The sequence below is a fragment of the Pseudomonas sp. A2 genome (assembly GCF_023100865.1).
GTDB classification, from domain to species: domain Bacteria; phylum Pseudomonadota; class Gammaproteobacteria; order Pseudomonadales; family Pseudomonadaceae; genus Aquipseudomonas; species Aquipseudomonas asiatica.
Map to the genome: position 1 here is coordinate 1223530 of NZ_CP039127.1, position 26423 is coordinate 1249952.

Genomic DNA, 26423 nt, shown 5'->3' on the forward strand with positions numbered 1-26423 from the left:
GCACGGCCTCTAAGCACACCCCTTCCTGAGGCTGTCCCGACGATGTTGATCCTGCGCGGCGCTCCTGCCCTTTCTGCCTTTCGCCACGGTAAATTACTCGAGCAACTGAGCCAGAAAGTCCCCGCTGTTACTGGTTTGTATGCCGAATTTGCCCATTTCGCCGATGTCGACGGCGAGCTGACCGCCGACCAGCAGCAGGTGCTGGGCCGTCTGCTCAAGTACGGCCCGAGCGTGCCGGTACAGGAGCCGAGCGGCCGCCTGTTCCTGGTCGTGCCGCGCCTGGGCACCATTTCGCCGTGGGCCAGCAAGGCCAGCGACATCGCTCACAACTGCGGCCTGCAGTCGATCCAGCGCCTGGAGCGCGGTATCGCCTACTACGTTGCCGGCAACCTGAGCGAAGCCGACGCCGAACTGATCGCCGCCGAGCTGCACGACCGCATGACCCAGCGCGTGCTCGGCCAGCTGGAGCAGGCCGCTGACCTGTTCAGCCATGCCCAGCCCAAGCCGATGACCTCGGTGGACATCCTCGGTGGTGGCCGTGATGCCCTGGCCAAGGCCAACATCGACCTGGGCCTGGCCCTGGCCGAAGACGAGATCGACTACCTGGTCAACGCCTTCCAGGGCCTCAAGCGCAACCCGAACGACATCGAACTGATGATGTTCGCCCAGGCCAACTCCGAGCACTGCCGCCACAAGATCTTCAACGCCAGTTGGGACATCGACGGCCAGGCTCAGGAAAAGAGCCTGTTCGGCATGATCAAGAACACCTACCAGATGCACAACGAAGGCGTGCTGTCGGCGTACAAGGACAACGCCTCGGTGATCGTCGGCAACGTTGCCGGCCGTTTCTTCCCGAACCCTGAAACCCGCCAGTACGGCGCGGTGCAGGAGCCGGTGCACATCCTGATGAAGGTCGAGACGCACAACCACCCGACCGCCATCGCCCCGTTCTCCGGCGCCTCCACCGGCTCCGGCGGCGAAATCCGCGACGAAGGCGCGACCGGCCGTGGCGCCAAGCCCAAGGCTGGCCTGACCGGCTTCACCGTGTCCAACCTGCGTATCCCGGGCTTCGAGCAGCCGTGGGAGCAGGCCTACGGCAAGCCTGAGCGTATCGTCGACGCCCTCGACATCATGATCGAAGGCCCACTGGGTGGCGCTGCGTTCAACAACGAATTCGGTCGCCCGGCCCTGACCGGCTACTTCCGTACCTTCGAGCAGGCCATCAACACCCCGCACGGTGAAGAAGTGCGCGGCTACCACAAGCCGATCATGCTGGCCGGTGGCATGGGCAACATCCGTGAAGACCACGTGCAGAAAGGCGAAATCACTGTCGGCGCCAAGCTGATCGTGCTCGGCGGCCCGGCCATGCTGATCGGTCTGGGCGGCGGCGCCGCTTCGTCGGTGGCGACCGGTGCCAGCTCGGCTGACCTCGACTTCGCTTCGGTACAGCGCGAAAACCCGGAAATGGAGCGCCGTTGCCAGGAGGTCATCGACCGCTGCTGGCAGCTGGGCGACAACAACCCGATCGCCTTCATCCACGACGTTGGCGCCGGTGGTATCTCCAACGCCTTCCCAGAACTGGTCAACGACGGTGGCCGTGGTGGCCGCTTCGAACTGCGCAACGTGCCCAACGACGAGCCGGGCATGGCCCCGCACGAAATCTGGAGCAACGAATCGCAGGAGCGTTACGTGCTGGCCGTCAGCGCCGTCGACTTCGAGCGCTTCAAGGCAATCTGCGAGCGTGAGCGTTGCCCGTTTGCCGTAGTGGGTGAAGCGACTGAAGAGAAGCACCTGACCGTAAGCGACAGCCATTTCGGCAACACGCCGGTAGACATGCCGCTCGACGTACTGCTGGGCAAGCCGCCACGCATGCACCGTTCGGTTACCCGCGAAGCCGAGCTGGGCGATGACTTCGACCCGAGCAAGCTGGACCTGGACAACGCCGTTCAGCGCGTCCTCAGCCACCCGGCCGTGGCCAGCAAGAGCTTCCTGATCACCATCGGCGACCGCACCATCACCGGCCTGGTAGCTCGTGACCAGATGGTCGGCCCGTGGCAGGTACCGGTGGCCGACTGCGCCGTCACCGCCACCAGCTTCGACGTCTACACCGGTGAAGCCATGGCCATGGGCGAGCGTACCCCGCTGGCTCTGCTGGATGCCCCGGCGTCCGGCCGCATGGCAATTGGCGAGACACTGACCAACCTGGCTGCCTCGCGCATCGAGAAGCTGTCCGACATCAAACTGTCGGCCAACTGGATGTCTGCCGCCGGCCACCCAGGTGAAGACGCCCGCCTGTACGACACCGTCAAGGCTGTCGGCATGGAGCTGTGCCCGGAGCTGGGCATTACCATTCCGGTCGGCAAAGACTCGATGTCGATGAAGACCAAGTGGAGCGACGAGGGCGTAGAGAAGAGCGTTACCTCGCCAATGTCGCTGATCATCACCGGCTTCGCCCCGGTCACCGACATCCGCAAGACCCTGACCCCGCAACTGCGCATGGACAAGGGCGAGACCGACCTGATCCTGATCGACCTGGGCCGCGGCAAGAACCGCATGGGCGCTTCGATCCTGGCACAGACCTACGGCAAGATCGCTGCCCAGGCACCGGACGTCGATGATGCCGAAGACCTGAAGGCGTTCTTCGCCGTGATCCAGGGCCTGAACGAAGATGGTCACCTGCTGGCCTACCATGACCGTTCCGACGGCGGCCTGGTCACCACCGTGCTGGAAATGGCCTTCGCCGGCCACTGCGGCCTCGATCTGCACCTCGACCCGCTGACCGACAGCAAAGGCGACGTGCCGGCCATCCTCTTCAACGAAGAACTGGGCGCGGTCATCCAGGTTCGCCAGGATGCCACCCCGGACGTACTTGCACAGTTCAGCGCCGCTGGCCTGGGTGAAGGCTGCGTCGCGGTGATCGGCAAGCCGGTCAACAACGGTGAAGTGTCCATCAGCCTGAACGGCGAAGTGCTGTTCGACGACGACCGCCGCATGCTGCAGCGCCAGTGGGCCGAGACCAGCTACCAGATCCAGCGCCTGCGTGACAACGCCGACTGCGCCGACCAGGAATTCGACCTGCTGCTCGAGGAAGACAACCCGGGCCTGTCGGTCAAGCTGGGCTTCGACGTCAACGACGACATCGCCGCGCCGTACATCAAGAAGGGCGTGCGTCCGCAAGTGGCCATCCTGCGCGAGCAGGGCGTCAACGGCCAGGTCGAGATGGCAGCCGCCTTCGACCGCGCCGGCTTCGCCGCCATCGACGTGCACATGAGCGACATCCTCGCCGGCCGTGTCGACTTCGAAGCCTTCAAGGGCCTGGTCGCCTGCGGTGGCTTCTCCTACGGTGACGTGCTGGGTGCCGGTGAAGGCTGGGCCAAGTCGGCGCTGTTCAACAGCCGCGCCCGTGACGCCTTCCAGGCCTTCTTCGAGCGCACCGACAGCTTCGCCCTGGGCGTGTGCAACGGTTGCCAGATGATGTCCAACCTGCACGAACTGATCCCGGGCACCGAGCACTGGCCGCACTTCGTGCGCAACCGCTCGGAGCAGTTCGAGGCGCGTGTGGCCATGGTCGAAGTGCAGAAGTCCAACTCGATCTTCCTGCAGGGTATGGCCGGTTCGCGTATGCCGATCGCCATCGCCCACGGTGAAGGCCATGCCGAGTTCGCCAGCGAAGAAGCACTGCTGGCAGCCGACCTGTCCGGTTGCGTGGCCCTGCGCTACGTCGACAACCACGGCAAGGTCACCGAAGCCTACCCGGCCAACCCGAACGGCTCGCCGCGTGGTATCACCGGCCTCACCAGCCGCGACGGCCGCGTGACCATCATGATGCCGCACCCGGAGCGTATGTTCCGTGCCGTGCAGAACTCCTGGCGCCCGGATGAGTGGCAGGAAGATGCCGCGCTGATGCGTATGTTCCGTAACGCACGGGTGTGGGTGAACTAAGGCGTGTACAAGCTCGCCTTCTTCGTCCCCGCCAGCCACGTCGAAGTGGTCAAGGCCGCTGTGTTCGCCGCTGGTGGCGGTCGCATCGGTGACTATGACCACTGCGCCTGGCAGACGCTGGGCCAGGGCCAGTTCCGCCCGCTGGACGGCAGCCAGCCGTTCCTCGGGCAAACCGGCCAGGTCGAGGTGGTGGAAGAGTGGAAGGTGGAGCTGGTGGTGGCTGACGACCTGATTGCCCAGGTCGTCGCTGCACTCAAGCAGAGCCACCCGTACGAGACGCCAGCCTACGAAGTCTGGCGGCTCGCCGAGTTCTAGACCGCATCAAGGCCATCGCCGGCAAGCCAGCTCCCACAGGAATATCGCAGTCATCAGAACCTGTGATATCTCTGTGGGAGCTGGCTTGCCGGCGATAGGGCCCTACAATCCAGCCACAATCTCCTTGCCCTGCCCCGGCCGCTTCAACCACCCACAAGCCAGCAACCCCACCTCGAACAGCACCCACATCGGCACCGCCAGCATCGTCTGCGAAAACACATCCGGCGGCGTCAGGATCATCCCCACCACAAAGCAGCCGACGATCACGTAGGGCCTGCTGCGCCGCAATGTAGCCACATCGGCCAACCCCACCCAGACCACGATAAACGTCGCCACCGGGATCTCGAACGCCAGCCCGAACGCCAGAAACAGCGCAAGGATGAAGTCCAGGTACTGGCTGATATCAGTCATCATCGCCACCCCCTCCGGTGTCACGCTGGCAAAGAAGCCGAACATCATCGGGAACACCAGGAAGAAGGCGAAGGCCATGCCGGCGTAGAACAGCACGATGCTCGATACCAGCAACGGCAGGGCAATGCGCCGTTCACGGCGGTACAGCCCCGGCGCCAGAAAGCCCCAGGCCTGGTGCAGCAGTAGTGGCATGGCGATAAACACTGCGCACATCGCAGTCAGCTTGAACGGCGTCAGGAACGGCGAAGTGACGCTGGTGGCGATCATGCTCGCGCCTTCCGGCAAGAAGCGCCGCAGCGGTTCGGAGATCAGCGTGTACAGCGCCTGGGCGAAGGGGAACAGGCCGGCGAACACCAGCGCCACCAGCGCCAGGCACCGCACCAGGCGTTTGCGCAGGTCGCGCAGGTGTTCGGTCAGCGGCATGCTCGCCGCCGGGTCCAGGGCAATGCTCATGAAAGGTTTTCCTTGGGGGGAGCGACCGTGGCCGCATCATTGGCCGGCTCCGCCTTCAGGCTGATGCCTTGGCGGATCTCCTGTTCCAGGCGCTGCAAAGGCGCACTGTCGAGATTGGGTAGCTCGACAGCGGGCAGTTCGATCTCCCGCTCCACCTGCCTGCGCAAGGCGTGCATGGCCCTGCGCGCCTGGCCCAGGCCGCGCCCGAGGGTGCGTGCCGCTACCGGCAGGCGCTCCGGGCCCAGCACCAACAGTGCGACGATGCCGACCAACAGCAACTCGCTGAAGCCTACCTCGAACATCAGGGCTGACGGTCCGCTTGCGGTTGCTGCGTACCCTGACCGGTCAGCGGGCACTGTTGCTGCACCTGCGTATGCGCTGGGGGAGTGGCGTCAGTGTCACCGCCCATGGACTTGCGAAAACCCTGGATCGCCTCGCCCACATCGCTACCCAGGCCCTTGAGGCGCTTGGTACCAAACAGCAGGAATACGATCAGCAGTACGATCACCAGTTGCCAGATTCCAATGCCACCCATTGCGACCACTCCTGTAAGGTCATGAAAAGGAAAGACAATCCTGCCGCGCGCAGATGACGTACACATGACGAACGGTCACTGCCATCTACCTGCAACACCGGGCGTGTTGACTGGCGTCTTTATTCGGCGACAGAGGCAGGCAAGGATGGGTGGCAGGCAACAGCAGGGCGCGGCCCTGCTGATGGTGATGGTGGTGCTGGCGATGCTGGCGGCGGGCATGGCCTGGCTGGTGGAAGATGGCCGGCGCCAGGTCGATGATGTGCGCCTCTTGCACCAGCGGGTGCAGGCGCGAGCGATGGAGCAGGCCGGCCTGGCCTATGCCGAGCAGGCCCTGCGTGACCCCAGCTGGCGGCTTAGCCCGCTGTTCTGGCAGGCCTTGCGCGGGCAGCCGTTGAACTACGATTTTGGCGCCGGCCAGGCGCAGTTGCGGGTGCGCGACCAGCACACCTGTTTCAATGTCAATGCGTTGCTCGGTGCTGACGGCGAGCGGGCTGCGCGCCAGTTGCGCTACCTGCTGGGCGACGACATGGCTGCCGAGCGCCTGGTCGATGCCCTGGCCGACTGGCTGGATGCCGACAGCGATGCCCGCCTGCAGGGCGCCGAGAGCGCCCAGTACCTGCGCCAGCAACCACCACGCCTGGCAGCCAACCAGCCGATGCTCGATACCAGCGAGCTGAATCTGCTACTGGAGCCGGACGCCAGCCGCCAGGGCCGTTACCCGATGCTGTGCGCCTTGCCGCAGACCACCGGCTGGCGGCTGAATGCCAATGCCTTGGGGCTGGAGCATCTGCCGTTGCTGGAAGCGCTGTATGAAGGGCGTTATCCGCGCTCGTTGCTCAGCCGCATCGTCAGTGGCCGGCCGGCGTCGGGTTATGTGGATGCAACTGCGCTACGCCAGGCCCTCGGGGCGGTGGATGACGAAACTTTCGAACGGTTGAGCGAAGGGCTGCTGCTGAACAGCGGGTATTTCCTGTTGCAGCTGTCGTTCGCGGAGGAGGGGCGGGTGATACGCAGCGAGTTCCAGGTGGAGGCGCTGGGGGTGGTGCAATGGCATGCGCGGGTGCCTGCGCAGCAGGTGCGGGTGCGTAGCCGGGAGCCGATTGTTCGGTAATATTCACCGGCCTCTTCGCGGGTAAACCCGCTCCCACAGGTACTGCAAAGTGTTCAAAAACTGTGCGGTCCCTGTGGGAGCGGGTTTACCCGCGAAGAGGCCGGTACAGCCAGCACAAGGCTGACTGACCGGCGCCCTGTCAGGCGGTGCCGATCTCCCCGCCATCGATACGCTGGATCACCACGGTCGCAGCCCGCGGCCTTACCGTGGCACCTGCCGGGGTGGCATCGGTGGCCTTGTCGGTATACGGCCAGTTATCCGGGTGCTGGATGTTGACGAACAGCGTCTTGTTGTCCGGGGTAAAGGTAATCCCGGTCACTTCGCAGCCATTCGGCCCGACGAAGAAGCGGCGCAGGTCCACCTGGTTCTGCGCGTTCACCGGCACCTGCTTGCCGCTGGCATCCACCAGGTTGGTGGGGATCACAGCCAGCAGCTGGTCGTTGGTGTAGTCCGTCACGGTGCTCTCGCCGTTGTCGGTCTCGAACCACAGCACGCCACGGCTATCGAAACTCATGCCGTCCGGGCTGGCGAACTGGTTCAGTTCGGTCAGGCCGGAGCGGTTGATGTCGGCCGTACCGGCAGCGTTGGCGCCGAACACGAAGATGTCCCAAGTGAAGCTCAGCTGGTCGTCGCTGTCGTGCCAGCGGATGATGTGGCCGTGACGGTTCGGGCCGCGCGGGTTGGCTGCATCGACCTTTTCCGGGGTGCGCGCGCTGTTGTTGGTCAGGGTCAGGTACACGTCGCCGTTCAGCGGGTTGACCGTGGTCCATTCCGGGCGGTCCATCGGCGTTGCGCCCACGGCATCGCCAGCACCACGGGTGTTGAGGATGATGCCCGGCAGGTCGCCATACAGCGCACCCAAGGTGCTGCCGCCAGTGGTCGCAGTGCCCACGTCCAGCAGCAGCCAAACGCCAGTGCCGTCGGCATTGAAGCGGGCCACGTACAGCTTGCCCTGGTCAAGGTACTTGGCGCCGGTGGCCAGGCGGTCGGCCGGGTTGGCGTCGGCGGCGTCCCACACAGCGGTGGACACCCACTTGTACAGGTACTCGTTGTTCGAATCGTCGCCCATGTACCACACCAGCGGTTTGCCCGCGACCGCCAGGCCCGGGCAGCAACCTTCGTGGCGGAAACGGCCCAGCGCGGTGCGCTTGGTGGCCAGTGTGGCGCTGTTGTACGGATCGATCTCGACGATGTAGCCATAGGTGCTGGCTTCGTTGCGGTAGTCGTCGGTAGCGCTGGCGCCTTTGACGGTGACGTCGAAACGGGCGAATTCGTCGGCCACTTCGCTGCTGTCACCGGCTGCGGTTTCCCACTTGTACTGGCCGCTGGAGGTGCCCACGCCAATGCGGCGCTGGTCTTCAGGGCGGGTACCTTTGTTGACGAAGATGCCTGGCCAGTTCTCTTCACAGGTCAGGTAGGTACCCCAGGGGGTGTAGCCGTTGCCGCAGTTGTTGTTGGTGCCGCGGCAGTGGGTGCCGTCCGGCGAATACTTGGTCTTCACGTGATCGGTGCCGCGCAGGGGGCCGGTTATTTCCATGCGCGAGGCGGTTGTGAAACGGCGGTTGAGCGGGTCGTTGTCGACCACCTGCCAGCGGCCGCCGATTTTCTGCAGGCGCACCACGCCGGCACCGTGGGCGTTGATTTCCTTGCGCACTTCCTCGACCGGGCGCTTGCCGTTCACATCGGTGGTCGGGCCGGCCGGGTGCAGGGCGGCGGTGTCGATGTACTCGAAGTTGATCGCCAGCAGGCCGTCTTCGGAGCTGCCGTTGATGGGGAAGAAGTGCATGCCGTCATGGTGCATGCCCATGGCGTTGGCCTGGTCGGCCGAGGTGTTGCTGCCGTCGGATTTCCACGGGTTGCCGTTGCTGTTGATCGGCGTGCCCCAGGGCGCCAGTACATAGGCGCTGTAACCGGCGGCTACCACGCAGGCGTCGGTGCGCGAGCCCGGAATGGACTGAAAGCCCAGTGCCAGTTTCGGCACTTCCGGCTCAGTCACGGGTGGCTCGGTGACCGGATCATCGTGATCGGAACCACCACCGTCGAAGCAGCCTGTCAGGCCGGTACCGGCAATCATGGCGATGGCGGCGCCCAGGCTGCCACGCATCACGCTGCGGCGGCTCAGGTAGGCGTCCATGACGCTGGCCATCGGCAGGTTGCCGCTTTGGTTCCGGTCCAGGTTGTCGCCGGTATCTCGACTCATCAGGGTGTCCTTATGTTGGCTGAGTTGGAGGAACCGCGACTTTAGTGCGCAAATATGATGATTCATTGGCAGAAATGTTAAAGGGGTTTTAAAACAACTCGCTCTTAGAAGTGTGCTCCACAGATCAATTTGGAATGGCTGTCGGATTTCTGCCATCAAACTGTAATGCCAACGCCGCAACATCCGGGGCCCTGAATGAACATGGATAAGGATGGCGGGTTCGATGGCAAGCAGTGTGCACAGGCGCGAAGTGATCAGCTGGATGGGTATCGGTGCCTTGGCACCGTTGCTCGGCGCCTGCTCCGCCCTTCCTGGGCAGCAGGGCGGCAATGCCAGCTTCGACCTGCTGTACGTGGCCGACACCCTCGATGCCCGCCAGCCTGGCCAGGCCGTGGTGCCGGCCACCCGCCTGGGGCCGGTCAGCCACCTGGGCCGCGCCCCATGGATGACCGGCAGCAGTGCCAGCATCGCCTACCCGCAACTGGCGCCATTGCTCGATGCCAGCCAGGCTGCATCTGCCCAGCTGGGCGGCTATGCGGTGCTGGCGGCGTTGCTCGAGCAACTGCGCGGCGAGGCTGGGGCGGGCAACAGCCTGACCCTGGAAAACGGCCAGGGCTGGAATGGCAGTGGCCTGGCCTACCTGACCCAGGGCGAAAGCGGCCTGCAGGGCAGCCAGCTGCTGGGCAGCGAAGCGCGGGTCAGCAGCGACGAGCGCGTGCTGTGGCCACAGCGCAGCCCGGCGCTGTATCGCCAGGCTGGCACCGTTACCCTGGGCGCCGGGCTGGCAGACACACAACGCCGGGCTTTGGGCCTGGAAGCCTTGCACGTCTTCGAACGTGGCGGTGCACGTATTGCTGTGGTCGGCGTGACCGACCCCTACGCCCAGGACCAGAAAGCCTCTCTTAAACAGTGGTACCAGTCATTGCAGCCGGTGTTCGAACAAGCCCGGAGCGAGGCCGACCTGGTGGTGGCCATGGCCGATGTCGGTACCGGGCCGGGTCTGTGGCTGGCCGAGCGAGTGCCGCAGATCGACGTGCTGCTGTGCGCCCGCGGCCAGGACCTGTGGCCGGCGCCGGTCGAGGTTAGCCAGGCCAGCGGCCGCCGCGTGCCGGTGCTGTTCGCCGGTTGCCGGGGCAGCGGCGCCTTCCGCCTGCGCTGCCAGCGCGTGGCCGGGCTGTGGCAGTTCGACGGGCGTTTCTTCCCAGCCTTTGAGCACCAGCTGGCACCCGCCGCGCAGCAGCGTATTGGGGCATTGCAGGCAGAACTGCGCCAGCAGCGCGCCGGCCACGCGGCCTGGCTCGACCAACCGCTGGCCCGCGCGCCCCAGGCGCTGTGGCGCCGCGATACCCGAGGCGGCAGCTGGGACCGTCTGCTGCATCAGGCCCTGGCCGATGACAGCAGCATGCCGGTGCTGCTGCCGGGCCTGCGCTATGACTACCCGCTGCCCGCCGGGGCGGCCATTACCCGCGAACACCTGATCAGCCTCACCGGTGGCTACCCGGCACCGGTGGTCGAAGCGCCGGCCCGGCAGGTCGAACAAGTGCTGGAAAACGCCGCGGAGCAACTGTTCGGCGACCCGCTGCTGCTGGACAACAGCCAGGACCTGCCGCGCTGGCAGGGCCAGGCCTGGCGTGTCAGCTACAGCCCGCAAGGCAAGCGCATCAGTGGCCTGGAACCGGTGCAGGGCCTGTGCCGCACCTTTGGCCTGCAATTCGAAACCCAGGCCGGCGAGCCGCTGTGGCAACGGGTCGAAGCCTGGCTCGCCCGCCAGGCGACCGACTGGCAACTGGCGCCGCTGCAACTGCCCGAAGTGCGCTATGTGCAGGGGCACCCGGGCTGGCACCCAAGGCAACTGGCCTCGTGATGCTCGCCTCGCGCCTGCTGACTGGCGCTGGCCTGACCCTGGCCGGCTGGCTGGCCGCCCAGTGCGTGCTGCAACTGTGCCGCCAGCCGCAACCGGCCACTGCGCCTGCCGTGGCCGACAAACCGTTGCCTGGCTTGATGGTCGGCCATTGGCAGGTACCTGTCGACGACGGTGCCATCGCCATCACCCGCCTGCCGTTGCAATACCTGGGCGGCCTCAAGGCCCAGCCGCTGGGCTCCAGCGTAGTGGTGCTGCGCTATGGCGAGCAGGTGCGCACCTTGGCCCGCGGCCAGCGCCTGGCGCCAGGGATCGTGCTGCAGGACATCGACAGCGATGGCCTGATTTTCAACAACCAGGGGCGGCGTGAACGCCTGCCCTGGCCGCCACGCCCCGCCGTGACCGGCCTCAAGCGGCAAGGATGAACGATGCCTGTTAGATATTGTGTGGCGGCCGCGCTGAGCCTGGCCCTGTCCATGGCTTGTGCTGAAGAGCCGGTGTTCGACGACAACGGCACGCCGATGTACGAGGTGAACTTCGTCGACACCGAACTGGGCGAGTTCATCGACAGCGTGTCGCGCATTACCGGCACCACCTTCATCGTCGACCCCCGGGTCAAGGGCAAGGTCACCGTGCGCACCGTCGACCTGCACGACGCCGATGCCATCTACGACATCTTTCTGGCCCAGCTGCGCGCCCAGGGCTACGCCACTGTCGACCTGCCCAACGGCAGCGTGAAGATCGTTCCCGACCAGGCCGCCCGCCTGGAGCCTGTGCCGGTGGAGGCGGGAGGGCAGCAGGGGGAAGGCAGCGACAGCGTGGCCACGCGGGTATTCAATGTGCGCAACGCTGCCAGCGAGCAGGTGCTGGGCATTCTCAAGCCCCTGATCGACCCACGGGTCGGTGTGATCACACCTTATCCGGCAGCGCACCAGTTGGTAGTTACCGACTGGCGCAGCAACCTGGAACGTATCGCCAGCTTGCTGCGTCAGCTCGACCGCCCCCAGGATGCACCAGGCAGTGGCAGTACCCAGGTCATCTACCTGCGCCATGCCAATGCTGGTGAAGTGGTCAAGGTGTTGCGCGGGCTCAGCCAGGAAGGCATGGCGCCCTCTGAAGGTGCGGGCGAAGGAGAGGGCAAGGAAAGGCCCGTAGTGCCTGTCGCCGGAGGCTCGGGCATCCGCCTGGAATACGAAGAAGGCACCAACGCCGTGGTCATGGTCGGCCCCGACAGCGAGCTGGCTGCCTACCGCGCCATCGTCGAGCAGCTGGACATCCGCCGTGCCCAGGTAGTAGTCGAAGCGATCATCGCCGAGGTATCCGACAGCAGCGCCCAGGAACTGGGCGTGCAGTGGCTGTTCGCTGACGAGAAGTTCGGTGCCGGCATCGTCAATTTCGGCAGCAACGGGGTAAACATCGCCAGCATCGCCGGGGCCGCTGCCAGTGGCGACAACGAGGCCCTTGGCGATTTGCTGTCCAGCACCACCGGCGCCATGGCGGGTATCGGCCATTTCGGCGGCGGTTTCAATTTCGCCATGCTGGTCAACGCGCTGAAGGGCAAGGGCGGCTTCAACCTGCTGTCCACGCCCACCCTGCTGACCCTGGACAACGCCGAGGCGTCGATCCTGGTCGGCCAGGAAGTGCCCTTCGTCACCGGATCGGTGACGCAGAACAACGCCAACCCGTACCAGACCATCGAGCGCAAGGAAGTCGGGGTGAAGCTGCGCATCAAGCCGCAGATCAACATCGACAACAGCGTGCGCCTGGACATCGTCCAGGAAGTGTCGTCGATTGCCGACACCACGGCTGCCAGCGACGTGATCACCAACAAGCGCGAGATCAAGACCAAGGTCATGGTCGAAGACAATGGCCTGGTGATCCTCGGCGGCCTGATCAGCGACGAACTGAGCACCAGCGACCAGCATGTGCCGCTGCTTGGCGATATCCCTTACCTGGGCCGGCTGTTCCGCTCCGACGCCACGAAGAACACCAAGCAGAACCTGATGGTGTTCATCCGCCCGCGCATCCTGCGTGACGGGCCGAGCCTGGCCGGGCTCAGCGAAGACAAGTACCGTACCTTGCAGCAGACCACGCCGCTGCAGTTGCCCGACCTGGCGGATGCGCAAAACGCTACGCCGCTGTTGCAGGTGTTCCCCTCCAGCCGCGCACGGCTGGAGGGCGGTGACTGGTGATGCTGCCTTATCGCCAGGCACGGCAGAGCGGGGTGGCCATGGCACCGGCGGAGCACGGCTGGCAGCTGTGGCTGCGGCCCGACGCCGACAGCGCCCAATTGCAGGAGCTGCTGCGCGTGCACGGCCAGCCCAGCCTGCTCGAATACCTGGAGCCTGCACTGTTCGACGAACGCCTCGGCCAGCTGTACCAGGCCGGCGATGCTGCCACCGAGGCGCTGATCGAGGGCATCGGCGACCAGGTCGACCTGGACAGCCTGATGAGCGAAATGCCGCGCATCGAGGACCTGCTGGAAAGCGACGACGAAGCCCCGGTGATCCGCTTGATCAACGGCCTGTTCGGCCAGGCCCTGCGCCTGCGCGCTTCGGACATTCATATAGAAACCTTCGAGCAGAGTCTCGTGGTGCGCCTGCGGGTCGATGGCCACCTGCGCGAAGTGTTGCGCCCACCGCGTGCGCTGTCGGCCATGCTGGTGTCGCGGATCAAGGTCATGGCCCGTCTGGACATCGCCGAAAAGCGCCAGCCCCAGGATGGCCGTATCACCCTGCGTGCGGCGGGGCGCGAAGTGGATGTGCGGGTCTCGACACTGCCCGGCATCCACGGCGAACGGGTGGTGATGCGCGTGCTCGACAAGCAGGCCAGCCTGCTGGCGCTGGGCAACCTGGGCATGCCGGCGGCGGTGTTGCAGGGCCTGCGCAGTTGCCTGGCGCGGCCCAACGGCATCGTGCTGTCCACGGGGCCGACCGGTTCGGGCAAGACCACTACCCTGTATGCCAGCCTCAACAGCCTCAACGACGGCAGTCGCAATATCCTCACTGTCGAGGACCCGGTGGAATACGCTATCGCCGGCATCGGCCAGACCGCCATCAACCCGCGTGCCGGGCTGACCTTTGCCAGCGGCCTGCGCGCGATCCTGCGTCAGGACCCGGACGTGATCATGCTCGGCGAAATCCGTGACCAGGAGACCGCGCAGATCGCCGTGCAGGCCAGCCTCACCGGCCACCTGGTGTTGTCCACGCTGCACACCAACAGTGCGGTGGGCGCGGTGACCCGCCTGCGCGACATGGGCATCGAACCGTTCCTGATCGCCTCGTGCCTGCGCGGCGTACTGGCCCAGCGCCTGGTGCGGCGCCTGTGCAGTTGCGCCGTGGCGCACCCGCTGCAGCCGGCGGAACGCGACCTGTGGCCCGAGCTGGCAGCGCTGGGCAGCAGCTACCACGCGGTGGGCTGCGAGCAGTGCCAGGGCAGCGGGTATGTCGGGCGCCTGGGCCTGTATGAATTCGTCGAACTGGATGCCGGGCTGATCGGCCTGTTGTACGACGGCGCCAGCGAACTGGCCATGCAGGACTACCTGGCCGGGCGCCGGCAGAGCCTGGTGGCGATGGCCAGTGACTGCCTGGCCCGTGGCGAGACCAGCCTGGCCGAAGTACTACGCGTGGTGCAGGGCTGAGCCATGCCGACCTATCGCTACCAGGCCGTCGACCTCGCCGGCAAGACCCACAAGGCCAGCTTGCAGGCCGACAGCGAACGTCATGCCCGCCAGTTGTTGCGTGAGCAGGGCCTGTTCGCCCGCCGCTTGCAGCGTCACGAAGCCGGCACCCGGCAACCCCGGCGCCAGCGCCTGAGCCGCGCCCAGCTGTGCGAACTGACTCGTCAGCTGGCCACCCTGACCGGTGCCGGTATCCCTCTGGTCGACGCCCTGGCTACCCTGGAACGGCAACTGCGCCAGCCCGCCTTGCACAGTGTGCTGGTGGCCTTGCGCGGCTCGTTGGCCGAAGGCCTGGGCCTGGCTCGCAGCCTGGCACGTCAGGGGGCACCGTTTACCGGCCTGTACTGCGCGCTGGTCGAGGCCGGCGAGCGGTCCGGTCGCCTGGCCCAGGTGCTGACCCGCCTCGCTGACCACCTGGAGCAGGTTCAACGACAGCAGCACAAGGCACGTACCGCGCTGATCTACCCCACCGTGTTGATGGGGGTGTCGCTTGCCGTGGTGGTAGGCCTGATGACCTTCGTCGTACCCAAGCTCACCGAACAGTTCGCCCATGCCGGGCAAAGCCTGCCGCTCATTACCTCGTTGCTGATCGGCCTGAGCCAAGGGCTGGTGCAGGCCGGGCCCTGGCTTTTGGCGCTGGCCCTGTTGCTTGGCGCGCTCGGCGGCTGGTTGCTGCGCAAGCCGCACTGGTGCCTGCGCCGTGACCAGCTGCTGCTACGCCTGCCACATATAGGCAACCTGCTGCAGGTGCTGGAAAGCGCGCGCCTGGCACGCAGCCTGGCAATCCTCAGCGGCAGTGGCGTGGCCCTGCTCGAAGCCCTGCAAGTGGCCACCGAAACCGTCGGCAACCGCCGTATCCGCCTGGCCATGGAGCAGGTGCGCCAGCAAGTTCAGGGCGGCACCAGCCTGCATCGCGCGCTGGATGCCTGCCAGCAGTTCCCGCCGCTGCTGGTGAACATGGTCGGCAGCGGCGAGGCCAGCGGCACCCTGGCCGACATGCTCGAGCGCGTGGCCGATGACCAGGAGCGCGGCTTCGCCCGCCAGGTCGATACCGCCATGGCGCTGTTCGAACCCCTGATGATCCTGGTGATGGGCGCCGTGGTGCTGTTCATCGTGCTGGCGGTGCTGTTGCCGATCATGCAACTCAACCAGGGCCTGCAACTGTGACGACAAGGAGTACTGCCATGCAGCATCGACGTAACCGCCAGCGCGGTTTCACCCTCATGGAAATCATGGTGGTGATTTTCATCATCGGCCTGCTCATCGCCGTGGTCGCGCCCAGCGTGCTGGGCAACCAGGACAAGGCCATGAAGCAGAAGGTGATGGCCGACCTGGCCACCCTGGAGCAAGCGCTGGACATGTACCGCCTGGACAACCTGCGCTTCCCCAGTAGCGAGCAGGGCCTGGCCGCGCTGGTGAGAAAGCCGGCCCAGGAGCCGCTGCCACGGGCCTGGCGCAGCGACGGCTACGTGCGCCGCCTGCCGGAAGACCCGTGGGGCACCCCTTACCAGTACCGCATGCCCGGCGAACATGGCCGGGTCGACGTGTACTCGCTGGGTGCCGACGGGCTGCCGGGCGGCGAAGGCCAGGATGCCGACCTGGGTAACTGGGAACTGTAACGGGTGCGTCGTCAGCGGGGCTTCAGCCTGATCGAATTGCTGGTGGTGCTGGCCATCGCTGGGCTGATGACCGGATTGGCGGTGGCCGGGTTCGGCAACAGCCAGGCCAGTGTCGACCAGGCGCTGCAACGGCTGGCGAGCGAGGCCCGGTCGCAGGCCGCGCTGGCCCGGCATGCCGGGCAGCTGCGCGGGCTGCGCTGGAATGGCCAGCGTCCGGAGTTCGTCCGGCGCGAGGGTAATGGCTGGGTGGTCGAGGCAGTCGCCCTTGGTGACTGGCCCAAGGGGCTGCGCCCGGACTGGCCGGCCAGCCCGCAGCCGCGCCTGTTGTTCACCCCACATGGCTGGGCGCAACCAGGCAAGGTGCGCTGGCGTTGGGCCGATGGCAGCCAGCAATGGGCCTGGAGCCGCGATGGCCGCATGCAGGTGGTGGTCGCCCCATGAAGCGGCATCAGCGTGGCTTCACCCTGCTGGAGGTGACCGTGGCCCTGGCGATTGCCGCGGTGCTGGCGGTGATCACCAGCCAGGTTTTGCGCCAGCGCCTGGCGGTGCAGGACAACCTGCAGCAACACCGCCTTGGCCTGCTATGCGCGCGAGAACTGCAAACCCGCTTTGCCGTCGAGCAGTACTGGCCAGCTGAAAACCAGGTTGGCGGTGAACTGAGCCAGGGCGGCCAGCGCTGCCACTGGCAACTGCAACTGCGCCGCACCCGCGTACGCGACCTGCGCCGTGGCGAGCTGCTGTTGTTCGCCGACCGCGACCAGCGCCTGCCGCTAGGCCAGTACACCGTGTTTCTGGAGCGGCCATGAGTTACAGAGATCGTGAAGCGTGCGCGGTCCCTGTAGGAGCGGGTTTACCCGCGAAGCAGGCACCGCGGTACATGGCACCGGCTTCGCCGGTGTTCGCGGGTGAACCCGCTCCCACAGATGCCCAGTTCAACCCCCCGCGCAGATGTCTACCCACGAGGCACCGCCAGGCCGGCCTTACCCTGATCGAGCTGATGGTAGCCCTGGCACTTACCGCCGTGCTCGGCATCATGCTCGCCGCCCTGGTCAACGGCTGGCTCAAGGTTCGCGAACGCCTGCAGGTCACCAACCAGGAAACCTCGGTATTGGATTTCTGCCTGGCCCTGGAGCGTCGCTTCGACAGCCCGGTAATGCGCCGTGTCTACGACCAGCGCCTGCCCTTGGCCAGCCGCTGGCTGGACTGGCAACCGGCAAGCAACCAGTTGCTCTGGGTCGCCATCACTGGCATGCCGGAAGCCGAAGGCGGCTCGCGCCTGCAGCGCCAGCGCCTGCGCTTCGAGGCGCGTGAGCAGCGCCTGCTGCTGGAAAGCTCGGCCGATCTCTATGCCGCCGCCGCCCCACGCTGGGTCCAGCGCGAGCGGCTCGACCGGGTCAGCGCCATGAATGTTCTTTATTACCAGGGCGGCCGCTGGCTGGCCTGGCCTTCCGACCAACCTGCGCACCCCGGCCGTGGCGTGCGTCTGGAACTGCAGCGTGACGGAGCACCCTATGTCTGCACTTTCGCCCTCCCTTGGGGGCGCTCATGAAGTTTGAATGGCGGCGGCGCAGCCCGGCCCAGTCGTGGCTGTTGCTGCGACCGGGCGTTGTCTGGCACTGGGCGCTGGCCGAGGGCGGCCTTGTGCAACGCCATGGGCAGGGCGAGCCTCCGGCGAACCTGCAAGCCCGTGTGGCGTTGATCCTGCCTGCCGAGACCTGCAGCTACTTCCGCGTGCCGGCACCGCCCGGGCTCAAGCGTGAAGAATGGCCGCTGTTGCTCGAAGACCGTTTGCTGCAGGCCGTCGACGAAGTGACATGTGCCTGCCTGGCTCGCGAGCCAGGCCACCTTCGGTTGCTGGTAGTGGCCCGTCAGCAACTGGACGACTGGCGCGGGCAGTGCGCCGAATGGGGCTTGCAGGTGGCACGTTGCTGGGCAGAACTACAGCTGCTGCCGCCGCCCGAGGCGGGACGTGCCTGGCAATGGCAGCGCACACCCGGCATGTATTTGTACAAAGGGCTGGCCGAAGGCGGGCAGGAGCACTGGCTGGCCTGGCCGGATGCACTGGGCGAGGTGCCACGGCAACCGTGGGCGGAGCTGCAAAAGGTTTCGCTGAGCGGCGACTGGCCCAGTACGCTGGCACCGCTCGATTCATTGCCCGGCCTGTTCGAGCGTACCCGCAAGGTGCGTTCGCTGCCGGTGGTGTCCCGGCCGCAGCAACGGTTGCTTGCGGCCTGCCTGGTACTGGCTGCCGTCTGGGGCGGGCTGTGGTTGAGCAAGCAGTGGGCCCAGGCGCAACTCTGGCGCAGCCAGGTCATCGCCGTGACCGGTGAGCAGGCCAGCCCCCGGCACGCCGCGCAGGCCCTCAAACGCCTGCGCGAAAGTGAATTGCAACAGCAGCTGCGCACGCGCCAGCTCGAAGACCTGCAGGCTGCGTTGCAGGCCTGGCTGCGTGACCATCCCGGCTGGCGCCTGCAAGCGGTGCGCTTCGATGGCCAGCGCTGGCACTTGCGGCTGGAAGGCGAGGGCGGTGCGCCGCCATTGAGCGACATGGCGACAGCCGCCGGGGCCTCTGTCCAGGTGCAGGACGGCCAAGTGGTGTTCGACCTGGGAGCAGCCTCATGAACCGGGACTGGATACAGCGTCATCGTTTGAAGTTCGCCTGGCTACTGATTGCTGTTTTGCTGGCTTTCCTGGCCCTGCGCGCAGGCCTTGCGCAATGGCGCGAGCTCAGCCAGTGGCGCGGGCTGGCCGAACAGGCCGCCAGCCTTCAAGGCGGCCCGGGGTTGAGCCTGGAGCGGCTACGCCAGTCGGCCCAGGCGCGGCAGATCGAACTGGCCGAGGTCGATGCGCAGGGCAAGACCTGGCAACTGCGCGGGCAGGTGGCCGACGAGCGAGTGCTGCAAGGCTGGTTGCAGACCCTGCGTGCAGAAGGCGTACAGCCATTGCAGTGGGGGCTGGAACAGCATGAAAAGAGATTGCGCTTCGACCTGGTGGTGCGACCATGAGCCGAAGAAGTGTGGCGTGGGGGCTGTTGGTATTCACCGTGACATTGCTGGTGGAACTGCCGGCCAGCTGGGTGGTGCGCGGGATAGGCCTGCCAGCGCGCGATGTCAGCGGCAGCCTGTGGCAAGGCCAGGCGCAGCAACTGGGGCCGGTCGGGCCATTGCGTTGGGCGGTGCAGCCCTGGCGCTTGCAGGCGGATGCACAGCTGGGCTTTCAGGGCCAGGCCTGGCAGTTGCGCGTCGAAGGCTGGCCATGGCGCTGGCGGTTGGAGGCGACGGCCATGGGGGCCCAGGCGACGGTGGCGACGGATTACCGTTTGGCCGGCCAGTGGCAGGGCACGTTGCGGGTGCAGGGGGCAGGGCGGCAATGCCGTGCCAGCGAAGGCCGCATGACGGTAACCGACCTTGCCCTGAGCGAGCCTTGGTCACTGGGCCTGGGGCAGGGCTGGCTGGAAATGGACTGCCGCAGCGGCTGGCACCTGCGCGGGCAGTTGGCGCAGCAGGGGCAGCATCAGTTGGCCGTGGATGCTGACCTGCCCGCGCGCCGGGCGCAGGTGGTGGTCGAGTTGCAGCCGGAGGCGGCGCTGACGCCTTTGCTGCGTGGGGTGCAGTGGCTTGGACCGCAGGCGCTGGCAGGGCAGCGGGATTTGCGCTGGTAGACAGATGTTGTCGCCGGCAAACTGGCTCGGTTCCTACAACTTATCCAATCGACTCTGACCCGTCCTTTGTAGGAGCAGCCTTGTGCTGCGAAGAGGCCGGTACGAGCAATAATCAGGCTTTGTCAGTACCAACCTCTTCGCAGCACAAGGCTGCTCCTACAAAAACTCACTGAACCAATGAGTTCCATGAGAGCGGGTTTACCCGCGAACACGGGCGAAGCCCGTGCCCTCCAGCGCGGCGCCTGCCTCAGTTTTTCTTGCCCTGCACACTCGAAGCCCACTGCTCACTGCGATTGTGCCCGCTGGTCCTCAACAACCCCAGGTCCAGTGCATTTTCCCCATCCGCCGCGCCCTTGCCCTTGGCCATTTCGGCCACCGCGGTGCCCAGGTCCACTGGCGAGTTGGACGCATCGATCGACACATCCCGGCGATAGTCGTTACCGCTCAGTGTTTCCCGGCTAACCGAGTTGGCGTCGAGTACCACATCGCCTTTGGCCGACTGCAAGCGTGCCCCCACCAGCTGAGCGTTGCCACCAACCTGCAGGTCGATGCCGTCGCTACCTTTGAGCGTGGCCTGCTGGCCTACGCTGTCGCGCTGCGCGTGCGACACGTCGAGGCTGAAAGTGGGCGACAGCCCCGGGTCTGCCTTGCTCAGGGCGGAGCCAGCTTTTTCATTCACCTTGCTCCCCAGCGGCCCTGCCATCGAAGTGGCCGCGTTGACGTAGCCCCGCGGGTTTTTCTCCTGGCTCAGGCGGGCATCGCCTTTAACGCTCAGGGTATCGACGCTGTCCTTGCGGCTGGCGATACGCAGGTCGCCATCGATCATTCCCTTGATATGCCCAGCTTCCACGGTGGCGCCTTCGAGGCGGGTATCGCCGCGGCTTTGCAAGTCGATGCGCTCGGCGCGCAGGTCGCTGGCATTCCAGGTGAGGTTGTCGCGCTTGTCGAGCTCCACCTTGAGGCGGCCATGCAGGCCGCGGGTGTCGAGCGCGCCCTTGGCCATGTCGAAGCCGGCGCCGGCGGTGATGTCGAGGTTGTCACGTCGCTCCTGGCTGGAGGACGCTTCCACCAGCATGCCGCCATTCGATGCGTCGAGGGTTATCTGTTCGGCCGAGGCCTGCAGGCCCTCAAGGTGCAGGGCGACATTCTCGCGGGCGCTGCTGCCCAGGGTCACTGTGCCGTTGCTTGCGAACAGGGCATTCACCGCCTGGCGTGCCTCTTCGTCCTGCTTGCCGTGGCTGAAGTGGCCTCCGATGGCACCGCCCTTGGTGTCGCCAGCCTTGACCGCCAGCTCCACGCCGCCGCCCATCTTGGCGCCGGTAGCGTTCTGGGTGTCGCTGGCCGCCTTGACCTGCAGCCGACCGCCGCTTTGCAGTTGAATGTCGCCGGTCTTGGCCTCACGGCTGCCAATGCGGGTGCCTTCGAGCAACAGGTCGCCGCCACTGCTCAGTTGTACCTGGCCCTTGGCGTCGATCTGCGCCACCTGGGCCTTGCGCTGTGTGCTCTGGTTCTGGCCATGGTCGAGGTAGCCCCGGCCATCGACGCCGGTGCTGCCCGGGCGGTTGCCGACCTTGGCCCAGGCATTGCCGTCGAGCTGGCGTGACTGCTGTTCGACCTGGTCGGTTGCCTGGGGCAATGTCAGCGAACCGGCACTGCTCATGACCACGCTGCCTTCCCCGCCATCGATGCGCGTCCCTTCATAATGCCCTGAGCTGCCCAGTTGCACCTGGATGCCCTGTTGCCCATACAGGCTGCCGGGTACGGCGTTGCTGGTGCTGTCCTTTTTGTCCAGCGAGCCGCCTTTGCCGGCGGCGCGTACATTGAGGTCTTCGCCGGTGCTGGTGTCCAGGCGCACATCGCCGCCGTAGGCCAGGCGTTGCACGGTATTTTCCTGGGTGTTCTCGGCCTCCTGCATCTGGTGTTGTCGGGCCTCGATCTGCAGCTTGCCGGCGTTGGCGCGCCAGGCGGTACCCTGGTCGGTGATGTTGTCGGCCTTGACTTCAACCTTGGCCCCGGACAACTCGCTCACCTGGGCAAAGCCGCGGCGCTGGTTTTCCAGGCGCTTGAGGTGGTCCACGGTCATGTCGGCGCCAACGCTGGGCGGCGCCATGGCGTCTTCGGGGGAGGCTTGCTGGAAGCGTGCGGCTTCTTCGCCCAGCACCAGGCGTTCGATGGGGCGGGTAAGGTCGCGATACTCGACACTGGCGCCGAGGCTGCCCGACCAGTCGTCACGGCTTTGTTCACGTTCCTCGGTATCCTGCACCGCGCGGTTGTCGATGCGTTTGGCAGTTACCTGCAGAGTGTTGCCAGCCTTGACGCGTGCGGCCTCGGTGACCAGTTCATCGCCTTTGAGCTTCAGGTCGCCGCTGGCCTGCAATGTGCTGCGTTGCGCCTTGCTGTCGCGTTCAGTCTGCGCCTGGCGGTTGTGATGGCCTTCGAACAAGCTGCCCAGCCGGTCGATGCCGCCGGTCACCGTCAAACCGCCGCCACTGCGGGTGGTGCTGGTGGTTTTGTCGCGGTCATTGCGGGTTGCTCCCAGCGTCACCTTTTGGGCCTGCACATCGAGGTCGCCTGCGGCGGCCTTCACAGTGGAACCGTTGACCTGCAGGTGAGCCCCGCTGCCAAGGCTCACCGAAGCTCCCCCGAGCTCACTGGCGACCTGGCTGGTGGTGCGCTGCCTGCTGCTGCTGGTGGCGACGTCATAGGCAATGCCGGCCGAATACTGGCGGGACTCGGGCTTGCCATCCTCGGCCTCCTGGGTCTGCTTGGCGCTGGCGGTGAAACCACGTTGCTGGTTACGGGTTTCGCGCTCGTCAACCGCTTGCGCGCTGGTAATCAGCAGGTCGCCCTTGGCCTCTACCTGCAGGTGCTCGCCCGCTACGACCTTGGCGCCCTGGATGCGCATTTCCTCGGCGCTGGCCAGGCGCAGATTGGTGGCCGAGCTGACGTCGCTGGTAAGCACCTGTTGCGTACGCTCGGTGTTCTCGCGGTCGCTGCCAATCAGGCCGAACAGCTTGCTGTCGCTGGTACGGTCGGTAGAGGTGGTGCGACCATGGTCGGCTTCGATGGCCAGTGAACCTTTTGTGCTGTAAAGCACCGAGTCCTCCTTGCCGAACACGGTACTGCCCTTGATGGCTACCTGGTCAGCTGTCACGGTAAGCTTGCCATCCGCCGTGACACTGCTGCCGGCAACGGCCTGGCCTTTGCTGTCGTTACCCTTGCGGTCGCCAAAGAAGGTGCCGGATACCAGGTCGCCGCGATAGTCGCGCCGGGTACCGCGCTGCTGCAGGGCGGTGGTAGCGATGTTTGCCTCCTTGGCTTCGATCGCCATGTCGCCGCGGCTGTGCAGGCTGCTCCCCTTCACATCGACAGTATTCTTGGCCTTGAGCGTCATGCGCTGGGCCTGGAGCGCACTGCCTTGTGCGGTTTCCTTGTACTGGTCGGTATCACTGTCACCGCGCCACAAGTCCTTGCGGTGGCGAACCTGCTCTTCGGTGTGCTGGCTGTCGATGCCGGCAGCGATGGCCAGGTTGGCGCCGCTGTCGAGGGTCAGCTCATTGCCAGAATCCACCTTGGCAGCCACCAGGCGCATGTCGTCAGCGGATTGCAGCAGCACGCTGTCCTTGCCTTGCAAGCGGCTGCCCTGTTGCTGCTGCTGGGTAGTGGTAGTTTCGCGGTTGTAGGTTTCGCGGGTGACGAACAGGAACTTCTTGTTCCAGCTGTCGCTGTCGCGCTCGATGTTCTCGTGGGTTGTGGCATCCAGCGTGAGCTTCTTGCCCGCCTTGGCCTCGATTCGCCGAGCCTGCCCATCGACGGTTTCAAGTGTCAGATCATCGGCAGCGGTCAGCCGCAGATCGCCCTGTTCGCTGTGCAGTTCGACGGGGGTGTCGGCCTTGCCGCTGACCTGCAGGGCGCCGGCCGACTGGATGTCGACCCCGTCGATGCCAAGCAGCTGCGATGCCCCCACACGCACACCAGCACCTTCTGCGGTGCTCACCACGCGAATGCGCCCGGCGCGCATGGCACCGAACAGGCTGGCATCGATGCTGGAAGGGGTACCGGGCAGGTGCTCGACAATTTCGCCGCTGCTGCTGTCGATGCGGTTGCGACCCACGGTGATATCGATGGAGTTGCGCGCCATCAGCAGCCCTTTGCTGTCCACGCGCGGGGCAATCAGCTCGAGGGCGCCGTTGGGGTTTCGCTGGCCGCCCTCGAGCACTTGCAGGGTACCGCTGGCGTTGAGCGTGTCGAGGTACTTCAGTTGCTGGCCCTCGAACTCGGGGGTACCCACCACGAAGCCGGCGCGTGTAGTGTTGATGAAACTGCCGCCGTTGAGGGTGATGCCATTGGGGTTGGCCAGTATGTAGTCGGCCGGGCGGCCGAAGATTTCCTGCGGCCCTTCGATCAGCGAGGCGTTGCGGCTGACCACCTCGTTGAGGATGGTCGAGGCGGCCTGGCCCTGGAATTGCGGGTTGGCCGCCAGGGCACCGGCCAGTTCCGACTGCCCGGCCTGGGTGGCATTGTTCAGCACCAATCCTGAACGGTCGACGTTGTAGTCGAGGAACTGGTTGTGTGACAGCCCGTTGGCGTTTGGCGCGACAATATCGATGACCGGGACGCCGTGGCCGTCGTTGATGACCGCTGTACCGCCGGGGCCGCTGGTTGCTGCCAGGCCGCCCTGGGCCAGTGCGGCGCCGGGCCCGAGCAGGCCGAGGAAGATGGCCCAGCGCAAGATATCCGGGCGGGAAGACGACTGCGAGAGTGTTTGCATGTTCTCGTTCTCTTTGTTGTGGGTGATTCAGATGGTCAGGGCCAGTTCCACTACCCAGAAGCCGGGTTCCAGCAGCGGGCGGGGTAGGTCGCTGGCGTACAGCGCGCGTTGGTAACCCAGGCGCAGGTGGCTGCCGGGCAGGCTCAGTTCCGCACCGGCGGTGGCCCCGGCAAGGCGTTGTGAAGGCTTGCCTTCGGCAGTGCGGGTCCAGCCCAGGTCCAGGCCGATGTAGGGGCGCACCTGCAGGGGAGCCGTCCAGCGCTCCGGCAGCGGCTGACTGGCGGTGTTGCGCCAGACGGCGCTGCTGGCACCGGAGTAGGTACGCAGGCGAAACCCGCGCACGGCCGAATCGTCGCTGACCAGCAACTGCTCGACGGCGGGTAGCGGGTCACTGCTGTATTGCAGAGCCAGCTCGCTCTGCCAGCGCCATGGGTGGCTGGCCGGGCCTTGGCGCAGGTGCAGCAGGTTGGCGCGGTACTTGCGAAAATCCGGGCGCAGGCGTTCCGCTCCCAGCGGTGAACGGTCGGCGCCGAAGGCATCGACGCCCTGGGCGACACCGAGGTAGCCATTCCACAGGCCGCCCTGGAGCCACAGCAGGTTGATACCCGCTTCCACGCAGACCAGGGTGGGGCTCTGCTGGACGATCATCGCGCCCGCGCTGCGGTTGACCATCTGCTTGCGGTCCAGCCGGGCGCTGGCGCTGAGCATGCCTTGCTGGTTGCGCCACAGCACCCGCTCGACGCTCAGGCCCTGGTAGCTGCTGCTGCCGTCGGCTACCTGGCGGCTGTGGGGGAGCGGCGCCTCGTAGCGCAGCTCGCTGGCGCTGAGCGCGAAGGTCCAGGCGCCGTAGGGGATGCTGTAGTACAGCGAGATGCCTTGGCTTTGCCCGGGCGCATCGAGCACCGTGCCGTTCAGTGACAGGCGCAGGTCATCATTGAGGCCCAGCGGGCTGTCCAGGCCGAAGCCGAGGTTCAGGCGATGACGCCCGGTCAGGTCGCTGCCGCGGTTGTCGAAGCGGCTGTCCAGGTGCCCGCGCGAGGCCACCTTGCGCGGCTGCACGACAACCCGGGTGCCGCCCTGCAGTTCACCGGGCAGCAACTCTGCGGACAGGTCATAAGCGCGCAGCCGGTTGAGCTGGTCGAGGCCTTGCTCCAGGGCTGGCAGGAACAGTGGCTGCCCGAGCAGGCCGGGAAAGGCGCCGGGGAGGGACAGGGGCAGCTCGGGGCCGGCCATTTCGATGGACTCGACGAACCCCTCGACGATGACCAGGTTCAGCGGTGCGCCGTCTTGTGGAGGTTGCTGCAGGTAGGGCCGGCTGGTCGGGTATCCGGCTTGCACATAGCGCTGGGTGATGGCTTTCAGCAGCCCGTTGATTTCCGCGATACCCATGCACGGGGTAATGAACCTGCGGAGGGTTGGCGTTAGCGCCGAGTCGGAAAGCTCGCGGTTGCCGGCCACGCGTACGCCGGTGATGGCCCAGCAGTGCTGGTCGTGGGGGAGGGGGGCGGTGGCGTCGTGGCTTTCGGCAGGGGCGGGCTGGCGCTGCCAGCGTTCCAGGCGCTGTTGCTGTTCCAGCTGTCGCAGCCCGCGCTGCTGATCGCGCAGTTGCTGGCTGGCCGGGTCGTCGGCCAACGCCTGTGGTGCGGCCAGCAAACCTGACAGGCAGCAGGTGAGCGCCCAGCAGGTGGCGCGATGAATGTGGAACGGCATTGAAGCACCCCGCAAATGATGTACGGATTTCGTACTCGTCTGCGTGGATGCTAAAAATTAAGGGGTTCGCCTGGATGCAGTACCCGGCCTAAGCGCTTGTAGGGCGCGTTCTTGCCTGATGGTGGGAAGCTTCCTACAGCATCAGTTGAAAGGCC

Annotated in this window: 21 protein-coding genes; 15 read left to right on the forward strand and 6 right to left on the reverse strand. The window is 66.0% G+C overall.

Annotated features, from left to right (window positions below; genetic code table 11):
- Nucleotides 1-42 precede the first annotated feature (42 nt).
- Together purL and E5221_RS05750 are read left to right on the forward strand one after the other, a co-directional pair.
- A complete protein-coding gene (purL, locus tag E5221_RS05745) occupies nucleotides 43-3942 on the forward strand; it encodes a phosphoribosylformylglycinamidine synthase (RefSeq protein WP_061551028.1) in 3900 nt (1299 codons plus the stop codon).
- A 3-nt stretch (nucleotides 3943-3945) separates the two neighbouring features.
- The gene (locus tag E5221_RS05750; RefSeq protein WP_015269114.1) at nucleotides 3946-4257 is read left to right on the forward strand and encodes a hypothetical protein; all 312 of its coding nucleotides are present in this window, start codon (nucleotides 3946-3948) and stop codon (nucleotides 4255-4257) included.
- 102 nt (nucleotides 4258-4359) lie between these two features.
- Here E5221_RS05750 and tatC read toward each other — a convergent pair whose 3' ends face one another.
- Genes tatC through tatA form a run of 3 tightly spaced genes read right to left on the reverse strand, consistent with a single transcriptional unit; the run spans nucleotide 4360 to nucleotide 5656 of the window.
- On the reverse strand, nucleotides 4360-5121 hold the full coding sequence (gene tatC, locus E5221_RS05755) for a twin-arginine translocase subunit TatC (protein ID WP_003257986.1): 762 nt from the start codon (nucleotides 5119-5121) through the stop codon (nucleotides 4360-4362).
- Nucleotides 5118-5423: a Sec-independent protein translocase protein TatB gene (gene tatB / locus E5221_RS05760; RefSeq protein ID WP_061551027.1), complete on the reverse strand. Its 306-nt coding sequence runs from the start codon at nucleotides 5421-5423 to the stop codon at nucleotides 5118-5120. The genes tatC and tatB overlap by 4 nt, the downstream gene beginning before the upstream one ends.
- Nucleotides 5423-5656 (reverse strand): twin-arginine translocase TatA/TatE family subunit, encoded by a 234-nt coding sequence (gene tatA, locus E5221_RS05765; RefSeq protein WP_013971163.1) that lies wholly within the window; start codon nucleotides 5654-5656, stop codon nucleotides 5423-5425. Before tatA ends, tatB begins: the two co-directional genes overlap by 1 nt.
- A 145-nt stretch (nucleotides 5657-5801) precedes the next feature.
- Here tatA and gspK point away from each other — a divergent pair, with 145 nt between their 5' ends.
- Complete coding sequence (gspK, locus tag E5221_RS05770; protein WP_247846983.1) at nucleotides 5802-6767, forward strand: type II secretion system minor pseudopilin GspK; 966 nt, start codon at nucleotides 5802-5804, stop codon at nucleotides 6765-6767.
- Between the two features lie 139 nt (nucleotides 6768-6906).
- Here the strand turns inward: gspK and E5221_RS05775 are convergent, their stop codons facing one another.
- Complete coding sequence (locus E5221_RS05775; RefSeq protein WP_061551025.1) at nucleotides 6907-8967, reverse strand: PhoX family phosphatase; 2061 nt, start codon at nucleotides 8965-8967, stop codon at nucleotides 6907-6909.
- A gap of 223 nt (nucleotides 8968-9190) precedes the next feature.
- On the opposite strand from E5221_RS05775, the gene E5221_RS05780 reads away from it, so the two are divergent.
- From E5221_RS05780 to E5221_RS05835, 12 genes are all read left to right on the forward strand, one after another.
- Nucleotides 9191-10831: a lipoprotein UxpA gene (locus E5221_RS05780; protein WP_247846984.1), complete on the forward strand. Its 1641-nt coding sequence runs from the start codon at nucleotides 9191-9193 to the stop codon at nucleotides 10829-10831.
- A complete protein-coding gene (locus E5221_RS05785; RefSeq protein WP_247846985.1) occupies nucleotides 10828-11253 on the forward strand; it encodes a pilus assembly protein PilZ in 426 nt (141 codons plus the stop codon). The genes E5221_RS05780 and E5221_RS05785 overlap by 4 nt, the downstream gene beginning before the upstream one ends.
- 3 nt (nucleotides 11254-11256) lie before the next feature.
- Nucleotides 11257-13020: a type II secretion system secretin GspD gene (gspD, locus tag E5221_RS05790; RefSeq protein WP_247846986.1), complete on the forward strand. Its 1764-nt coding sequence runs from the start codon at nucleotides 11257-11259 to the stop codon at nucleotides 13018-13020.
- Nucleotides 13020-14468: an ATPase, T2SS/T4P/T4SS family gene (locus E5221_RS05795; RefSeq protein ID WP_061551022.1), complete on the forward strand. Its 1449-nt coding sequence runs from the start codon at nucleotides 13020-13022 to the stop codon at nucleotides 14466-14468. The genes gspD and E5221_RS05795 overlap by 1 nt, the downstream gene beginning before the upstream one ends.
- Before the next feature lie 3 nt (nucleotides 14469-14471).
- Nucleotides 14472-15674 carry a type II secretion system inner membrane protein GspF gene (gene gspF, locus E5221_RS05800; protein WP_015269124.1) on the forward strand — a complete coding sequence of 401 codons (1203 nt, stop codon included), beginning with the start codon at nucleotides 14472-14474 and terminating at the stop codon, nucleotides 15672-15674.
- A gap of 17 nt (nucleotides 15675-15691) precedes the next feature.
- Nucleotides 15692-16126 carry a type II secretion system major pseudopilin GspG gene (gene gspG, locus E5221_RS05805; protein WP_061551020.1) on the forward strand — a complete coding sequence of 145 codons (435 nt, stop codon included), beginning with the start codon at nucleotides 15692-15694 and terminating at the stop codon, nucleotides 16124-16126.
- 3 nt (nucleotides 16127-16129) lie between these two features.
- On the forward strand, nucleotides 16130-16567 hold the full coding sequence (gene gspH / locus E5221_RS05810) for a type II secretion system minor pseudopilin GspH (RefSeq protein WP_015269125.1): 438 nt from the start codon (nucleotides 16130-16132) through the stop codon (nucleotides 16565-16567).
- Nucleotides 16564-16932, forward strand: coding sequence for a type II secretion system protein GspI (locus E5221_RS05815; protein ID WP_061551019.1), 369 nt, complete (start codon nucleotides 16564-16566; stop codon nucleotides 16930-16932). Before gspH ends, E5221_RS05815 begins: the two co-directional genes overlap by 4 nt.
- Before the next feature lie 71 nt (nucleotides 16933-17003).
- A complete protein-coding gene (locus E5221_RS05820) occupies nucleotides 17004-17675 on the forward strand; it encodes a prepilin-type N-terminal cleavage/methylation domain-containing protein (RefSeq protein WP_082810542.1) in 672 nt (223 codons plus the stop codon).
- Nucleotides 17672-18748: a type II secretion system protein GspL gene (gene gspL, locus E5221_RS05825; protein WP_247846988.1), complete on the forward strand. Its 1077-nt coding sequence runs from the start codon at nucleotides 17672-17674 to the stop codon at nucleotides 18746-18748. The genes E5221_RS05820 and gspL overlap by 4 nt, the downstream gene beginning before the upstream one ends.
- A complete protein-coding gene (gspM, locus tag E5221_RS05830) occupies nucleotides 18745-19131 on the forward strand; it encodes a type II secretion system protein GspM (protein ID WP_247846990.1) in 387 nt (128 codons plus the stop codon). The genes gspL and gspM overlap by 4 nt, the downstream gene beginning before the upstream one ends.
- Nucleotides 19128-19787, forward strand: a complete 660-nt coding sequence (locus tag E5221_RS05835) for a type II secretion system protein N (protein WP_247846991.1) — start codon at nucleotides 19128-19130, stop codon at nucleotides 19785-19787. The genes gspM and E5221_RS05835 overlap by 4 nt, the downstream gene beginning before the upstream one ends.
- Before the next feature lie 247 nt (nucleotides 19788-20034).
- On the opposite strand, the gene E5221_RS05840 is transcribed toward E5221_RS05835, so the two are convergent.
- Nucleotides 20035-24558, reverse strand: coding sequence for a hemagglutinin repeat-containing protein (locus E5221_RS05840; protein ID WP_247846993.1), 4524 nt, complete (start codon nucleotides 24556-24558; stop codon nucleotides 20035-20037).
- A gap of 27 nt (nucleotides 24559-24585) precedes the next feature.
- Nucleotides 24586-26268, reverse strand: coding sequence for a ShlB/FhaC/HecB family hemolysin secretion/activation protein (locus tag E5221_RS05845; protein ID WP_247846994.1), 1683 nt, complete (start codon nucleotides 26266-26268; stop codon nucleotides 24586-24588).
- Between the last annotated feature and the right edge of the window lie 155 nt (nucleotides 26269-26423).

Coding starts and splice junctions, on each gene's coding strand:
- E5221_RS05780 (WP_247846984.1), top strand. CDS start 9,191: ATGGCAAGCAGTGTGCACAGGCGCGAAGTGATCAGCTGGATGGGTATC.
- purL (WP_061551028.1), top strand. CDS start 43: ATGTTGATCCTGCGCGGCGCTCCTGCCCTTTCTGCCTTTCGCCACGGT.
- tatB (WP_061551027.1), bottom strand. CDS start 5,423: ATGTTCGAGGTAGGCTTCAGCGAGTTGCTGTTGGTCGGCATCGTCGCA.
- tatA (WP_013971163.1), bottom strand. CDS start 5,656: ATGGGTGGCATTGGAATCTGGCAACTGGTGATCGTACTGCTGATCGTA.
- E5221_RS05775 (WP_061551025.1), bottom strand. CDS start 8,967: ATGAGTCGAGATACCGGCGACAACCTGGACCGGAACCAAAGCGGCAAC.
- E5221_RS05820 (WP_082810542.1), top strand. CDS start 17,004: ATGGCACCGGCTTCGCCGGTGTTCGCGGGTGAACCCGCTCCCACAGAT.
- tatC (WP_003257986.1), bottom strand. CDS start 5,121: ATGAGCATTGCCCTGGACCCGGCGGCGAGCATGCCGCTGACCGAACAC.
- E5221_RS05845 (WP_247846994.1), bottom strand. CDS start 26,268: ATGCCGTTCCACATTCATCGCGCCACCTGCTGGGCGCTCACCTGCTGC.
- gspD (WP_247846986.1), top strand. CDS start 11,257: ATGCCTGTTAGATATTGTGTGGCGGCCGCGCTGAGCCTGGCCCTGTCC.
- E5221_RS05840 (WP_247846993.1), bottom strand. CDS start 24,558: ATGCAAACACTCTCGCAGTCGTCTTCCCGCCCGGATATCTTGCGCTGG.
- E5221_RS05815 (WP_061551019.1), top strand. CDS start 16,564: ATGAAGCGGCATCAGCGTGGCTTCACCCTGCTGGAGGTGACCGTGGCC.
- gspL (WP_247846988.1), top strand. CDS start 17,672: ATGAAGTTTGAATGGCGGCGGCGCAGCCCGGCCCAGTCGTGGCTGTTG.
- E5221_RS05795 (WP_061551022.1), top strand. CDS start 13,020: ATGCTGCCTTATCGCCAGGCACGGCAGAGCGGGGTGGCCATGGCACCG.
- gspK (WP_247846983.1), top strand. CDS start 5,802: ATGGGTGGCAGGCAACAGCAGGGCGCGGCCCTGCTGATGGTGATGGTG.
- gspM (WP_247846990.1), top strand. CDS start 18,745: ATGAACCGGGACTGGATACAGCGTCATCGTTTGAAGTTCGCCTGGCTA.
- gspG (WP_061551020.1), top strand. CDS start 15,692: ATGCAGCATCGACGTAACCGCCAGCGCGGTTTCACCCTCATGGAAATC.
- E5221_RS05835 (WP_247846991.1), top strand. CDS start 19,128: ATGAGCCGAAGAAGTGTGGCGTGGGGGCTGTTGGTATTCACCGTGACA.
- gspF (WP_015269124.1), top strand. CDS start 14,472: ATGCCGACCTATCGCTACCAGGCCGTCGACCTCGCCGGCAAGACCCAC.